Genomic DNA, 13949 nt, shown 5'->3' on the forward strand with positions numbered 1-13949 from the left:
ATAGTTGCCGCCTTTTTCCCTGGCCCAAGCACTCGAAAGATGTGCTCGCGGTGTCCTTTCATGGGGCCACCGCACGCCAAGGTCGTGTTGCCATCACGCTCTAAACGGCTCTGGTACGCGGCTTTGCGGTTGGCGTCCTTGACCACTACAACAAAGGGTAATGACATGAAGAAGGCAAAACTGAGCCTCGCCTGGCAGATCGTCATCGGTCTGTTGCTGGGCGTTGCAGTCGGCGCGCTACTGAATCATTTCAGTGCAGAAAAGGCATGGTGGATCAGCAACGTCCTTCAGCCAGCCGGCGACATCTTCATTCGCCTGATCAAGATGATCGTTGTCCCGATCGTGATTTCGTCGCTGATCGTGGGTATCGCCGGAGTTGGCGACGCGAAGAAACTGGGCAGCATTGGCCTCAAGACCATTCTCTACTTCGAGGTGGTGACCACCATCGCCATCGTCGTCGGCCTGGTGCTGGCCAACGTGTTCCACCCGGGCGCCGGCATCGACATGAGCACCCTGGGTACCGTCGACATCTCCAAGTACCAGGCCACTGCGGCCGAGGTGCAGCATGAGCACGCGTTCATCGAAACCCTGCTCAACCTGATCCCGTCGAACATCTTCGCAGCGCTGATGCGTGGCGAAATGCTGCCGATCATCTTCTTCTCGGTCATGTTCGGCATGGGCTTGTCGAGCCTCAACGCCGAGCTGCGCGAGCCGCTGGTGCGCACCTTCCAGGGCGTGTCGGAGACCATGTTCAAGGTCACTCACATGATCATGAACTACGCCCCGATCGGCGTGTTCGCCCTGATCGCCGCCACTGTCGCCAACTTCGGCTTCGCCTCCTTGCTGCCGCTGGCCAAGCTGGTGCTGCTGGTGTACTTCGCCATCGCCTTCTTCGCCTTCATGGTGCTTGGCCTGGTGGCGCGCGTGTTCGGCTTCTCGATCATCAAGATCATGCGCATCATGAAAGACGAGCTGATCCTCGCCTACTCCACTTCCAGCTCCGAGACCGTGCTGCCGCGCGTGATCGAGAAGATGGAAAAGTACGGCGCGCCGAAGTCGATCTGTTCGTTCGTGGTGCCGACCGGCTACTCGTTCAACCTCGACGGCTCGACCCTGTACCAGAGCATCGCGGCGATCTTCATCGCCCAGCTGTACGGCATCGACCTGTCCTGGAGCCAGCAGCTGCTGCTGGTGCTGACCCTGATGGTCACTTCCAAAGGTATCGCCGGCGTACCGGGCGTGTCCTTCGTGGTGCTGCTGGCCACCCTGGGCAGCGTCGGTATCCCGCTGGAAGGCCTGGCCTTCATCGCCGGTGTCGACCGCATCATGGACATGGCCCGTACCGCGCTGAACGTGGTGGGTAACGCCCTGGCCGCCGTGGTCATCGCCAAATGGCAGGGTATGTACGACGCCGAAAAAGGCGAGGCGTACTACAAGTCGCTGGTGCTGGACAAAGGCAAGACCGAGGCAGTGGTGGCCGGCAAGACCGTCAACCAGTAAGCCTTCGCGCTGAACCCAAAAGCCCCGACTTGTCGGGGCTTTTTTGCATTTTGGGGATTTACGCTATCCCCTGTGGGAGCGGGTTTACCCGCGAACACCGGCAAAGCCGGTGCCATACACCGCAGTGCCTGCTTCGCGGGTAAACCCGCTCCCACAGGGGCCGTGCCGATTACGCTATCATTCGGGCATTTTTCACGGGGGATCACAGATGCTCAACGGCCTCTGGCTCGGCTTTTTCCTGGTGGCGGCCATTTCCGCCCTGGCCCAATGGCTGGTCGGCGGCAACGCCGGCATCTTCGCCGCGATGGTCGAGAGCATCTTCGCCATGGCCAAGCTGTCGGTCGAGGTCATGGTCCTGCTGTTCGGCACCCTGACGCTGTGGCTGGGCTTTCTCAAGATCGCCGAGCAGGCCGGCATCGTCGAATGGCTGGCCAAGGTGCTCGGCCCGCTGTTCGCCCGGCTGATGCCGGAAGTGCCGCCCGGCCACCCTGCCCTGGGCCTGATCACCATGAACTTCGCCGCCAACGGCCTGGGCCTGGACAACGCCGCCACCCCCATCGGCCTCAAGGCCATGCGCGCATTGCAGGAGCTCAACCCCAGCAGCACCACGGCAAGCAATGCGCAGATCCTGTTCCTGGTGCTCAACGCCTCGTCGCTGACCCTGCTGCCGGTGACCATCTTCATGTACCGCGCCCAGCAGGGTGCGACCGACCCGACCTTGGTGTTCCTGCCGATCCTGCTGGCCACCAGCTGCTCGACCCTGGTTGGCCTGCTGTCGGTAGCGGTGATGCAGCGCCTGCGCCTGTGGGACCCGGTGGTGCTGGCCTACCTGATTCCCGGTGCGCTGCTGCTGGGCGGTTTCATGGCGTTTCTCGGCACCCTCTCGGCGGCCGCGCTGGCCAGCCTGTCGTCGATCCTCGGCAACCTGACGCTGTTTGGCGTGATCATCCTGTTTTTGCTGATCGGCGCCTTGAAGCGGGTGAAGGTGTACGAGGTGTTCGTCGAAGGCGCCAAGGAAGGTTTCGACGTGGCCAAGAGCCTGCTGCCGTACCTGGTGGCGATGCTGGTGGCAGTCGGCGTGCTGCGTGCTTCCGGCGCCCTGGAGCTGGCTTTGGACGGTATCCGCCATGCGGTGAACTGGATGGGCCTGGACAGCCGCTTCGTCGAGGGCCTGCCCACCGCGCTGGTCAAGCCGTTCTCGGGCAGCGCGGCGCGGGCCATGCTGATCGAGACCATGCAGACCCACGGCGTCGACAGCTTCCCGGCGCTGGTGGCGGCGACCATCCAGGGCAGCACCGAAACCACCTTCTACGTGCTGGCGGTGTACTTCGGCGCGGTGGGCATCCAGCGGGTGCGCCATGCCGTGGGTTGCGCCCTGCTGGCCGAGCTGTCCGGCGTGGTCGCGGCGATCTTCGTCTGCTACTGGTTCTTCGCCTGAGCCTGGGCGGCCTGGCTTACGGTCCAGTCGATCACCTGGCGCGCCAGCTGGTCGCTGGCCGCGCCGAAGCCGGCGACCGCTGAGGGCACCTGCGGGTTGGCGAGTGGCTGGCGTACCTCGAAGCGCTTGCTGGCGAGGATGCGCTGGCTGCGCCCCTGCACCAGCCGCGCGTCGTAGCGGATCACCACCTCCACCTGGTCCTTGGCCCGGTATTCACTCTGGAACGCCTGCAGCTCGCCGCCCAGCTCGTAGTCGGCCTGCAGGTTGGCGTCGTCGGCGCTCAGGCGCTGCACCCGGCCGTCGCGCTGGAAACCATCGAGCAGGCGGTTGCGCACCAGCATCGGCACCGGGTCGCTCCAGCGCACGCCCTTGTAGCTGCTGATCACGTCACCCTGGGGGATCACCGCGATGCGCGGCCCGGCCAGGGCTTCGCTGGCCAGGGGTTTGTTCAGGCGCAGCGACCAGCTCGCCGGTGTGGCGTTGCCGGCCGCCTGCTGCACGGGCAGGCGGTAGATATCCACAGGTTCGGTCTGCGGCAGGATCGAGCAGGCCGAAGCCAAGCTCAGCGTGGCGGCCAGGGCGAGCAGACGTGGCGACAGGCTCATGGCTGGAACTCCTTGTTGTTGTCGCGACCGAGCAGATAGCCGCTGGGGTCGGCCTCCAGGCGCCGGGAGATGCCCTTGAGCGCATTGAGGGTGTCGCGCAGCTCGCGGATGGCCGGGGCGATCTGGTTCAGGCCCTGGGCGCCATCGTCGAGGGACTGGCGGTTGTCCTGCAGCAGGCTGTTGATGGTCGCGCTGCTTTGCGCCAGCGACTGCATGGCCTGCTCGGCGCTGCCGATGGCCTGCTTGCCCTGGGTGCCGAGCAGGCCGTTGGCGTTGCGCATCAGCGCCTGGGTTTCGGCCAGGGTGGCGCTGGCCTGCTTGCCGACCTCGCCCAGCTGGGCGATGGCCGCACCGATGCCGTCTTTCTGGTTGGCGAAGGCGCCGGTAGTCTGGTCGAGGTTGGCCAGGGTGTTGCTCAGGTGCTCGATGTTGGTTTCCGAGAACATCTGGTTGGCGTTATGCAGCAGCAGGTTGATGTTGGTCACCAGGTCGCTGCTGTCGTTGAGCAGTTGCGAAATCGGCGATGGCGAGGCGACGATCACTGGCAGTTTGCCGTCCTGGCCCTTGAGCGCTGGGCTCTCTGGCGTACCGCCGGTGAGTTGGATGAACGAGTTGCCGGTGACCCCGGCCAGGGTCAGCTTGGCCTTGGTGTCTTCCTTCACCGGCGTGTCGGCGGACAGGCGAATGCGCGCCAGTACCCGGCGCGGGTCTTTCGGGTCCAGGCGCAGGGTGCTGACGTCCCCGACCTTGATGCCGTTGTACTGCACCGGGCTGCCGCGGGACAGGCCGGAGACGGCCTCGTTGAACACGACTTGATAGTCCTTGAAGGCGTCGTCGACGCTGGACTTGGTCAGCCACAGGCCAAACAGCATGGCGCCAGCCACCACCAGCACGGTGACCAGACCGATCAGGACATGATGCGCTCGGGTTTCCATCGTTCAAGGCTCCTGGCGGGCGCGCAGGGCGGCGTCTTCGGCCGCCCGGCCGCGCGGGCCGTGAAAGTATTCGTGAATCCAGGTGTCGTCGGTCTGTTCGACTTCACTGAGGGGGCCGGCCACCAGCACCTTCTTCTGCGACAGCACCGCCACCCGGTCGGTAATGGTGTAGAGGGTGTCCAGGTCGTGGGTGATCAGGAACACCGACAGCCCCAGGGCGTCGCGCAGGGTGAGGATCAGTTGGTCGAAGGCGGCGGCGCCGATCGGGTCGAGGCCGGCAGTGGGCTCGTCGAGGAACAGGATGTCCGGGTCCAGCGCCAGGGCGCGGGCCAGGGCCGCGCGCTTGATCATGCCGCCGGACAGCGAGGCCGGGTACTTGTCGGCAGCGCTGATCGGCAGCCCGGCCAGGGCCAGCTTGACCCCGGCCAGGTGCTCGGCGTCGGCGCGCGACAGCCCGGCGTGCTCGATCAGCGGCAGCGCGACATTCTCGGTGACGGTCAGCGACGAGAACAGCGCGCCCTTCTGGAACAGCACGCCAAAGCGCCGCTCCACCTGCGAGCGTTGGCCTTCGTCGAGGGTGGCCAGGTTCTGGCCGAACACCTTGACGATGCCCTCGTTGGGCCGGCGCAAACCGATGATGCTGCGCAACAGCACCGACTTGCCGCTGCCCGAGCCCCCCACCACGGCGAGGATTTCGCCGCGGTACAGGTCCAGGTCGAGGTTTTCGTGCACGCTCTGGCTGCCGAAGCGGTTGCAGAGGCCCCGGGCTTCGATCACCGCTTCCCGGCCGTTCACCAGCCCATCTCCATGAAGAACAGCGCGGCCACCGCATCCAGCACGATGACCACGAAGATCGACTGCACCACCGCCGAGGTCGTGTGGGCGCCCACCGATTCGGCGCTGCCGCTGACCTTGAAGCCTTCCAGGCAGCCGATGGTGGCGATCAGGAAGGCGAAGAACGGCGCCTTGGCCAGGCCCACCAAAAAGTGCTGCACGCCGATGTCGCTTTGCAGCAGCGAGAGGAACATGGCCGGCGAGATGCCCAGCGACAGTGCGCAGACCACCGCGCCACCGACGATGCCGCAGATCATCGCGACGAAGGTCAGCAACGGCAGCGCGATCAGCAGCGCCAGCACCCGCGGCACCACCAGCAGCTCGATGGGGTTCAGGCCCAGGGTGCGGATGGCGTCGATCTCTTCGTTGGCTTTCATCGAGCCGATCTGCGCGGTGAACGCGCTGGCGGTCCGCCCGGCCATGAGGATGGCGGTCAGCAGCACGGCGAATTCGCGCAGGAAAGAGAACGCCACCAGGTCGACGGTGAAGATCGTCGCGCCGAAGTTGGCCAGCACCGTGGCGCCGAGGAAGGCCACCACGGCGCCGACCAGGAAGGTCAGCAGGGCAACGATGGGGGCGGCGTCCAGGCCGGTCTGTTCGAGGTGGGCGACCACCGGGGTGACGCGCCAGCGGTGGGGCTGCAGCAGGCGGCGCAGCAGGGTTTCGAGGATCAGGCCGATAAAGCCCAGCACTTGTTTGGTGTCTTGCCACAGGGTGTCGACGGCGCAGCCGATGCGCGCCAGCAGCAGGAGCAGCACCGGGCGCTCGGGTTGTTTGACCGGGATGCAGTAGTCCTGCACCGAGCAGTAGACGTTCTTGAGCAGGGCGCGGCTGGCGTCGGGGAGTTGGTCGGTACAGTGCGCCAGGCGTTCGGAGCCGAGCAGTTCGGCCAGCAGTGAGGCGCCGGCGGTGTCCAGGCGGCCCAGCTGGCTGAGGTCGACCTGGGTGTCGGCGCCGTACTGGCTGCGCAGCTGCTCGCAGTCGCGCTTGAGGCTGGCGTAGTGGGCCAGGGTCCAGTCGCCGACGATACGCAGGCGAGTGGGCTGCTGGTTGTTGTCCAGAGTTGCGCTCGGGGCGGTCATAGGCTCCATGCATCTGACTGGCGGATGGCGAGTCAGATCATAGCGCAGTGGGGCCGCGTTGCGGCCTTATCGCTGGCAAGCCAGCTCCCACAAGGTTCCAGTGAGTGATCATTGTGGGAGCTGGCTTGCCAGCGATAGGGCCAGAGCCGATCAACTTTTCGCTGCGTCATCCAGTACTTTGAACCGCAGCACCCCGATCACCTGGCCATCCTCGGTCAGCACCCGCACCTGCCACTTGCCCACCGGGTTGGGCGGGAAGTTCTGCTTGTGGGTCCAGGCCCGGTAGCCTTCCTTGCGCCCGCCGTGAATGTCCAGGGCGATGCGGTCCACCTCTTTGCCGTCCAGCTGCCACACGTGGTAAATGCGCTCGTTGAGGCCGCGCGGGGCATTGATCGCGGTGTAGGCGTACAGGCCGCCATTGCGGATGCGGCTGGCGGGCACTTCCTCCAGCGACGCGCCCGGCTGGCGGTTGAGCACTTCGGTGCTGATCGCCACGTCGGTCATCCACAGGGTCGCTGGCGGCACCCAGGAACGCATCAGCCAGCCGCCGCCGCCCACTGCCAGGGTCACCAGCACCAGTGCCACGCCCCGGCGCCAGTTGCTGATCGGGAAGCTGCTGGCCAGGCTTGGGAACGACAGCACCATGGCGGCGACCAGCGCCAGCTTGAAACTCTGCGCGGTGGTCAGGTGCAGGATGATCGGCAGCGCCGTGAGCAGCGCGGCGAACAGCGTCAGGGTGTGCAGTGCCAGGAACAGCCAGCGCCTGGGGGCCAGCCACTTGTGGTACAGCGGGTCGACGATGGAAATCAGCCCCGCGGCGCCGAGCAGGCCGGTGAAGACCAGCTGGCCGCTGTTCCAGGTGGTGGTGATGAAGAAGAACGGCAGGACGAAGAACAGGCTCTCCTGGTGGATCATCTGCGTTGCGAAGCGCAGCAGCGGCTGGGGGATCTCGCGCTTGAAGGTGCGCGCGAACAGCTCGGTGAGGGTGTTCTCCAGCATCAGCCAGACCCAGCTGATCAGCATGACGATGGCGATCCAGCTGGCCAGGCCGGCCTGGCGGTCGACCAGGATGAAACTGCCGATACCCGACAGGAAACCGTAGAGCGCGATGATGCCGGGGTAGCGCTTGAGCAGTTCGATCACGCGCAGGACGAAGTTGGGTATTGGGGGCATGGGGCTACAACAGAATGATTGGGAGGCTGCTCGGGCCTCTTCGCGGGTAAACCCGCTCCCACAAGGTTCACCGATAACCCTGTGGGAGCGGGTTTACCCGCGAAGAGGCCGGCACAGGATACCGCCGAACCCCTACTTTCGTGTAGCGCCGCTGGGGCGATTCGCCATTACGCGCCGCCAGCGAACCAGCCCGGCCGCAAGGATCAGCCCGAGCAACAGCGCCACCAACCCATATAGTTCGTCATACCCCAGCAACGGTTTCTCGATGCGCAGGTACCCCGGCTCCTTGAGCATTTCGCGCAGGGCCTCGTTGGCCTGCTTGAGGCTGACCTGGCGCATTGCCCGCACCGGGTCGCTGAAGCGGCCGTTCTCGTACGCGTTCAGCGCACCCCAGTAATAGTCGGCCAACGCCGTGTTGCCCTGGGTGCTCCAGCTCTCGCGGGCAATCGCCGCGTCCTTGATGCGGGCGAAGGTGTCCGGGTCCAGGCCGTGCTTGCGCAGGTGCTCGAATAGTTGCTCGAGCACCTTCACCGCCGCATCGAGGTCCTGGCGCTCAAGGTCGGCATTGAGGCTCAAGAGGCCGGTGTCGCCGAAGCTCTCGCGTTGCGCCGAGGGGCCGTAGGACAGGCCGTGGCGCAAGCGCAGCTGGTCATACAGTGCCCAGTCCAGGTAGCGCGAGAGCAGTTCGAGGGTCTGGTCGTTGTCCGTGTCCAGCGTGGGTTCGATGAACAACCAGTGCAGCTTGACGTTGTCGCCCAGCCAGCCACGGGTCAGGTCGCGGCGTTGCTCGGCCTGCTGGCTGATGGTCTCGAGGCTGCGGCGCTCCTCGGGTTCGGTCGCCGGTAAGGCGCCGAAGGTACGTTCCAGATAGGCCGGCAGCAGGCGGTCGAGGCCGCCGACGACGATCAGGCTCATGTTGTTGGCGGCGTACCAGTGCTCGCGCAGGTGCTGCACCTGCTCCAGGGTCATGTCGTCGAGGTCGGAGCGCTCCTTGCACTTGAGGCCCAGTTCGGTCGCCAGTTGATCGCTGGCCGGGTGGCCGACTTCCTGGCGGTCGAGCCAGCGCTGCAGGTGCCCGTAATGGCCGCCGTCCTCGCGCTCTATGATGCGCTTGGCCGTGGCCAGCGCCTTGGCGTCGATACGGGTGTCGCGCAGCAGCGCCAGCAGCAGGTCGAGCACCTTGCGCTGGTTGCGTGCCGGGGCCTCGATGACGAAGGTGGTGTCGGCGCTGCTGGTGAAGGCGTTCCATTCCCCGCCCAGCTCTTGCAGGCGTTCTTCCAGGCCGCCCTCGCCGGTGTCGTCGATGCCGCTGAAGAGCAGGTGTTCGAGCAGGTGCGGCAGCTCGCGCTGGTTGCAGTCGAAATCGTCCAGGCCCACGCCCACCACCAGGCGGATCGACACATGGTCGCGCTCGTAGCCGGACTTGAGGATCACCTGCAGGCCGTTGGGCAACAGGTAGCCCTCAACCCGCGAGCGATCGAGGGCGAAGGTAGGCAGGCTGGCGATCAGCAGGCAAATGAACATCAGACAACGCATGGGCGAGCTACGGTCTCCGGGGGCAAAGGCTCAAGGCTGGCGGGCTTCGTCCGGCACGCTGTCGAGCATCAGCCCGCCGGTGTCGGTGCCGCCCAGTACCACATAGGCACTGCTGCAGAACAAAGAGTTCAACCGCTTCATGTCGGCAATGAGTTCCAAGTGTAGCGAACTGGTTTCGATACTCTGCACCACTTTACGTTGCAGGCGGCTGACATGGGCATGCGCCAGGCGCCGCTCCTGGGCGCGGAAGCGGCGTTTTTCGCGCAGCAGCTGGTGCGCGCTTTGCGGGTCGGCGCTGAGGAACACCGACAGGCCCAGGCGCAGGTTGGCCAGCAGTTGCTCCTGCAGGCCGGTCAGCTCCTCCAGGCCGGTTTGCGAGAACTCGCGGCGCTGGGAGGTTTTTTGCTGCTGGACCTTGCGCAGCATGCGCTCGATCAGGTCGGTGGCCAGCTTGAGGTTGATTGCCAGCTCGATGATCTCGGCCCAGCGCCGGTTGTCCTGCTCGCTCAGGTCTTCGCGGGGCATCTGTGCCAGGTACAGCTTGATGGCGTTGTACAGCGCCTCGGCGTCTTCGGCGAGGGTGCGTACCTGCTGCGGCATGGCGGTCTGGGTGCCGCGCAGGGCGCCAAGCATGGCGTCGAGCAGGCTGTCGACCAGGTCGCCCAGGCGCAGGGTTTCGCGCACCGCATTGGCCAGCGCCAGGCTCGGGGTCGTGAGTGCCGTGGGGTCGAGATGGCGTGCCTGGGTATGGCCGTTGCCGTTGCCCTGTTCGGGCAGCAGGAAGTTGCACAGACGGCCCATGGGCTTGACCGTGGGCAGCATCAGCAGGCAGCGCAGGGTGTTGTAGAGCAGGTGGAAGCCGATCACCAGCTCCTGCGGGCTGAAGCTCAGGCTGTCCATCCAGTCCACCAGCGGGTGCAGCACCGGGATGATCAGCACCAGGCCGAACAGCTTGTACAGCAGGCTGCCCAATGCCACCCGGCGCCCTGCCGAGTTCTGCAGGCTGGTGGTGAGGAAGGCCAGCAGGCCGCTGCCGATGTTGGCGCCGATCACCAGGCCGATGGCCACTGGCAGGCTGATCACCTCGGCGCCGGCCAGGGTGGCGGTGAGCAGCACGGCGGCCAGGCTGGAGTAGGAAATCATGGCGAACAGCGCGCCGATCAGCGCGTCGAGCAGGATGTCGCCGGTCAGCGAGGCGAACAGCACTTTCACGCCCTGGGCGTGGGTGATCGGGGTGGCGGCGTGCACGATCAGTTGCAGCGCCAGGATGATCAGCCCCAGGCCGATGCCGACGCGGCCCAGTTGGCCGGCGCGGGTCTGCTTGCGCGACAGGAAGAAGATCACCCCGAGGAAGATCAGCAGCGGCGACAGCCAGGACAGGTCGAAGGTCAGCACCCGCGCCATCAACGCGGTGCCGACGTCGGCGCCGAGCATGATTGCCAGGGCCGGGGTCATGGCCATCAGGCCCTGGCCGACGAACGAGGTGACCAGCATGGCGGTGGCGTTGCTGCTTTGCACCATGGCGGTGACCACGATGCCGGCGATGAACGCCAGCGGGCGCTTGTTCATGTTCTGGCTGAGCACCCGGCGCAGGTTCGAACCATAGACGCGCAGGATGCCGGTACGGACGATGTGCGTGCCCCACACCAGCAGGGCCACGGCGGAGAGCAGGTTGAGCAGGGTCAGCATGGTCGGGCCCCCTTGTTCTTCTATGCCCCTGGGCGGGGCCAATGGTGCGGCGGTGAGCCTGGCCCGGGGGTGGGCTGGTTTTTCCAGTGCTCACTGAAGCTTTAGTTGTTTTGCGCGGTGGGTGCCAGCTTGGCATGACGGAAAACTATTTGAAACATGGCACGATCCTGTGGGAGCGGGTTTACCCGCGAACACCGGCAAAGCCGGTGCCATGCATAGCGGTGCCTGTTTCGCGGGTAAACCCGCTCCCACAGGAACGCAAAAAGGGCCCCGAAGGGCCCTTTCTGTACTGCACTCGCCGGGATTACTGACCCGGAATGTCCTTGCGCAGTTTCACAGCGTCAGGCTCTTCACCCTTCTTGCGCGCCGCCGCAGTGCGCATGCGGATGTTGATCGCTTCCACCGCCAGCGAGAAGGCCATGGCGAAGTAGACATAGCCCTTCGGCACATGCACGTCGAAAGATTCGGCGATCAGCACGGTACCGACGACGATCAGGAACGAAAGCGCAAGCATCTTCAGCGATGGGTGCTTGTCGATGAAGTCGCTGATGGTACCGGCGCAGAGCATCATCACCAGTACTGCGACGATGATCGCGGCGATCATCACCGGCACGTGGGAAACCATGCCCACGGCAGTGATCACCGAGTCCAGCGAGAACACGATGTCGATGATGGCGATCTGGATGATGGTGTAGAAGAACTTGCCGCCCGCGCCTTTGGGCTGGTCCGGGCTTTCGTCCTCGCCTTCCAGGCCGTGGTAGATCTCTTGCGAGCTTTTCCACAGCAGGAACAGGCCACCGAAGAACAGGATCAGGTCGCGCCCGGAGATGCCTTGGCCGAGCACATGGAACAGGTCGTCGGTCAGGCGCATGACCCAGGTGATCGACAGCAGCAGCAGGATCCGCGTGACCATGGCCAGGGCCAGGCCGAAGATCCGCGTGCGCGGCTGCATGTGCTTGGGCATGCGGCTGACCAGGATCGAGATCATGATGATGTTGTCGATCCCAAGCACGATCTCAAGGGCCGTGAGGGTGAAAAAGGCAACCCAGATTTCCGGGCTGGTCAGCCATTCCATGTGTATTCCTTCGAGCGGTAATGGCAAAGCGCCCGGGGTGGGCGCTTTGCGGTTGGATAAAGCGTGTGTATTACAGACTGCTGAACAGCGGGAATGTCCCCAGGGCCAGCGCGCCGAACATTATGCACAGGCACACCAGCACTGCCCACTTGAGGGTGAAGCGCTGGTGATCGCCGAACTCGATGCCGGCCAGGGCCACCAGCAGATAGGTGGAGGGTACCAGCGGGCTGAGCAGGTGTACCGGCTGGCCGACGATCGATGCGCGGGCCATTTCCACCGGGGTGACGCCGTAGTGGCTGGCGAACTCCGACAGCACCGGCAGCACGCCGTAGTAGAAGGCGTCGTTGGACATGAAGAAGGTGAACGGCATGCTGACCAGGGCGGTGATCACCGCCATGTACGGGCCGAACGCTTCCGGGATCACCGCCAGCAGGCTCTTGGACATGGCGTCGACCATGCCGGTGCCCGACAGGATGCCGGTGAAGATGCCGGCGGCGAAGATCAACCCGCTCACGGCCAGCACGCTGGAGGCGTGGGCGCCGATGCGGTCCTTCTGCTGCTGCAGGCACGGGTAGTTGACGATCATGGCGATACTGAAGGCGATCATGAACAGCACCGGCAGCGGCAGCACGCCTGCGATCAGCGCGACCATCAGGGCGGCGGTCAGGGCGCCGTTGAACCAGATCAGCTTGGGCCGGCGCGCTTCGGGGAACTGCGACACGCTGATTTCGCTGTGGTCGATGTCGTCGGTCGGCAGGTGCAGCTCACCCAGGCGGGCACGTTCACGCAGGCCATACCAGTAGGCGATGGCGAGGATCGCCAGCACACCGAAGGCCATGGCCGGGATCATCGGCACGAAGATGTCCGAAGGGTCCACGTGCAGGGCGCTGGCGGCGCGGGCAGTCGGGCCGCCCCAGGGGGTCATGTTCATCACCCCGCCGGCCAGGATGATCAGGCCGGCCATGATCCGCGGGCTCATCCCCAGGCGGCTGTACAGCGGCAGCATGGCGGCGCAGCAGATCATGTAGGTGGTGGCGCCGTCACCGTCGAGGGAGACGACCAGGGCCAGCACGGCGGTGCCGACCGAGACTTTCAGCGGGTCGCCCTTGACCAGCTTGAGGATCTTGCGCACGGCCGGGTCGAACAGGCCGGAATCGATCATCAGGGCGAAGTACAGGATGGCGAACATCAGCATCACGCCGGTGGGCGCAAGCTTGCTGATGCCTTGCAGCATCATCGGGCCGATGTCGCTGTAGAAGCCGCCGAACAGGGCGAACAGGATCGGTACCAGGATCAGCGCGATCAAGGCCGACAGGCGCTTGGTCATGATCAGGTACATGAAGGTGATGACCATGGCAAAGCCGAGGAAGGTCAGCATGGCGGTACTCCAGGCGTGGCGCGGCGAAAGGAAGGACGATTCGGGCGGATCAGCGCGTCAGGCGCTGCGCGGGGAGTAGGCGAAGAGGGACTGCGGGAAGGCGGGCACAGGAAAACATCAGAATCACCATTGTTGTTGTTGATTGGGCCGGGCACGGAAGTTTCCGGGTGCCCTGGCTGACCGGTCTGCTGCCGGTAGTGGCGCTATCCTATGTGCGCAAGCTTTCAGCCAGCTTTCGACCAGTGCAAGGCGACGGGAGGTCATGACGATGGCGCGTGTCGAGCAAGGGGGGTGCCATTGCGGCGCCCTGCGTTACCGGTTGCGGGGCGATCTGGGCGATGTTGCCCACTGTCATTGCTCGATCTGTCGGCGGGTTAGTGGCGGCACGCTGGTGACCTGGGTGACGCTGGCCGCTGAGGATTTCGAGTGGTTGGCGGGCTCGCCGCAGCGGTATGTGGCGCCGGCGGGGTGCAGCCGCTATTTCTGTGGTGGCTGTGGGGCCCATGTGGCGCTGGTGACTGAGCGCAGCCCGCAGACGATCGATGTGACGGTGGCGACGCTGGATCATCCTGAGCGGGTGCCGGCCCAGCGGCATATCTGGGTGGGGAGCCGGCTGCCATGGTTGCAGGTGGGTCAGGGGTTGCCGGAGGAGGACGAGGAAAGCCTATAGGGCATTGTGCTGCCTCTTCTGGCCCTATCGCCGG

At 65.1% G+C, this 13949-nt stretch carries 12 protein-coding genes; 3 read left to right on the plus strand and 9 right to left on the minus strand.

Annotation, left to right across the window (positions count from 1 at the left end):
• The first annotated feature begins 165 nt into the window (after positions 1 to 165).
• Both gltP and EJA05_RS00490 read left to right on the plus strand, forming a co-directional pair.
• A complete protein-coding gene (gene gltP, locus EJA05_RS00480; RefSeq protein WP_110995031.1) occupies positions 166 to 1500 on the plus strand; it encodes a glutamate/aspartate:proton symporter GltP in 1335 nt (444 codons plus the stop codon).
• A gap of 208 nt (positions 1501 to 1708) precedes the next feature.
• Positions 1709 to 2938, plus strand: coding sequence for a nucleoside recognition domain-containing protein (locus EJA05_RS00490; protein ID WP_125857027.1), 1230 nt, complete (start codon positions 1709 to 1711; stop codon positions 2936 to 2938).
• Here the strand turns inward: EJA05_RS00490 and EJA05_RS00495 are convergent.
• The 9 genes from EJA05_RS00495 to EJA05_RS00535 form a co-directional block, all read right to left on the minus strand.
• Positions 2920 to 3543 carry an ABC-type transport auxiliary lipoprotein family protein gene (locus EJA05_RS00495; protein WP_125857028.1) on the minus strand — a complete coding sequence of 208 codons (624 nt, stop codon included), beginning with the start codon at positions 3541 to 3543 and terminating at the stop codon, positions 2920 to 2922. The two genes, EJA05_RS00490 and EJA05_RS00495, sit on opposite strands and share 19 nt — an antisense overlap.
• The gene (locus tag EJA05_RS00500; RefSeq protein ID WP_125857029.1) at positions 3540 to 4478 is read right to left on the minus strand and encodes an MlaD family protein; all 939 of its coding nucleotides are present in this window, start codon (positions 4476 to 4478) and stop codon (positions 3540 to 3542) included. Before EJA05_RS00500 ends, EJA05_RS00495 begins: the two co-directional genes overlap by 4 nt.
• 3 nt (positions 4479 to 4481) lie before the next feature.
• Positions 4482 to 5273 (minus strand): ABC transporter ATP-binding protein, encoded by a 792-nt coding sequence (locus EJA05_RS00505; protein WP_125857030.1) that lies wholly within the window; start codon positions 5271 to 5273, stop codon positions 4482 to 4484.
• Positions 5270 to 6403: an ABC transporter permease gene (locus tag EJA05_RS00510; RefSeq protein WP_125857031.1), complete on the minus strand. Its 1134-nt coding sequence runs from the start codon at positions 6401 to 6403 to the stop codon at positions 5270 to 5272. Before EJA05_RS00510 ends, EJA05_RS00505 begins: the two co-directional genes overlap by 4 nt.
• Before the next feature lie 141 nt (positions 6404 to 6544).
• Positions 6545 to 7567: a DUF5924 family protein gene (locus EJA05_RS00515; RefSeq protein WP_125857032.1), complete on the minus strand. Its 1023-nt coding sequence runs from the start codon at positions 7565 to 7567 to the stop codon at positions 6545 to 6547.
• Between the two features lie 132 nt (positions 7568 to 7699).
• A complete protein-coding gene (locus EJA05_RS00520; RefSeq protein WP_125857033.1) occupies positions 7700 to 9103 on the minus strand; it encodes a M16 family metallopeptidase in 1404 nt (467 codons plus the stop codon).
• 30 nt (positions 9104 to 9133) lie between these two features.
• Positions 9134 to 10792, minus strand: coding sequence for a Na/Pi cotransporter family protein (locus EJA05_RS00525; protein ID WP_125857034.1), 1659 nt, complete (start codon positions 10790 to 10792; stop codon positions 9134 to 9136).
• 304 nt (positions 10793 to 11096) lie between these two features.
• The gene (locus tag EJA05_RS00530; RefSeq protein WP_125857035.1) at positions 11097 to 11867 is read right to left on the minus strand and encodes a TerC family protein; all 771 of its coding nucleotides are present in this window, start codon (positions 11865 to 11867) and stop codon (positions 11097 to 11099) included.
• 70 nt (positions 11868 to 11937) lie between these two features.
• Positions 11938 to 13245 carry a CitMHS family transporter gene (locus tag EJA05_RS00535; protein ID WP_110995041.1) on the minus strand — a complete coding sequence of 436 codons (1308 nt, stop codon included), beginning with the start codon at positions 13243 to 13245 and terminating at the stop codon, positions 11938 to 11940.
• A 268-nt stretch (positions 13246 to 13513) separates the two neighbouring features.
• Here EJA05_RS00535 and EJA05_RS00540 point away from each other — a divergent pair, with 268 nt between their 5' ends.
• Positions 13514 to 13915, plus strand: coding sequence for a GFA family protein (locus tag EJA05_RS00540; RefSeq protein ID WP_125861219.1), 402 nt, complete (start codon positions 13514 to 13516; stop codon positions 13913 to 13915).
• The last annotated feature ends 34 nt before the right edge of the window (positions 13916 to 13949 follow it).

This window comes from Pseudomonas oryziphila (assembly GCF_003940825.1).
GTDB classification, from domain to species: domain Bacteria; phylum Pseudomonadota; class Gammaproteobacteria; order Pseudomonadales; family Pseudomonadaceae; genus Aquipseudomonas; species Aquipseudomonas sichuanensis.

Coding starts and splice junctions, on each gene's coding strand:
- gltP (WP_110995031.1), top strand. CDS start 166: ATGAAGAAGGCAAAACTGAGCCTCGCCTGGCAGATCGTCATCGGTCTG.
- EJA05_RS00490 (WP_125857027.1), top strand. CDS start 1,709: ATGCTCAACGGCCTCTGGCTCGGCTTTTTCCTGGTGGCGGCCATTTCC.
- EJA05_RS00495 (WP_125857028.1), bottom strand. CDS start 3,543: ATGAGCCTGTCGCCACGTCTGCTCGCCCTGGCCGCCACGCTGAGCTTG.
- EJA05_RS00500 (WP_125857029.1), bottom strand. CDS start 4,478: ATGGAAACCCGAGCGCATCATGTCCTGATCGGTCTGGTCACCGTGCTG.
- EJA05_RS00510 (WP_125857031.1), bottom strand. CDS start 6,403: ATGGAGCCTATGACCGCCCCGAGCGCAACTCTGGACAACAACCAGCAG.
- EJA05_RS00515 (WP_125857032.1), bottom strand. CDS start 7,567: ATGCCCCCAATACCCAACTTCGTCCTGCGCGTGATCGAACTGCTCAAG.
- EJA05_RS00520 (WP_125857033.1), bottom strand. CDS start 9,103: ATGCGTTGTCTGATGTTCATTTGCCTGCTGATCGCCAGCCTGCCTACC.
- EJA05_RS00525 (WP_125857034.1), bottom strand. CDS start 10,792: ATGCTGACCCTGCTCAACCTGCTCTCCGCCGTGGCCCTGCTGGTGTGG.
- EJA05_RS00530 (WP_125857035.1), bottom strand. CDS start 11,867: ATGGAATGGCTGACCAGCCCGGAAATCTGGGTTGCCTTTTTCACCCTC.
- EJA05_RS00535 (WP_110995041.1), bottom strand. CDS start 13,245: ATGCTGACCTTCCTCGGCTTTGCCATGGTCATCACCTTCATGTACCTG.
- EJA05_RS00540 (WP_125861219.1), top strand. CDS start 13,514: ATGGCGCGTGTCGAGCAAGGGGGGTGCCATTGCGGCGCCCTGCGTTAC.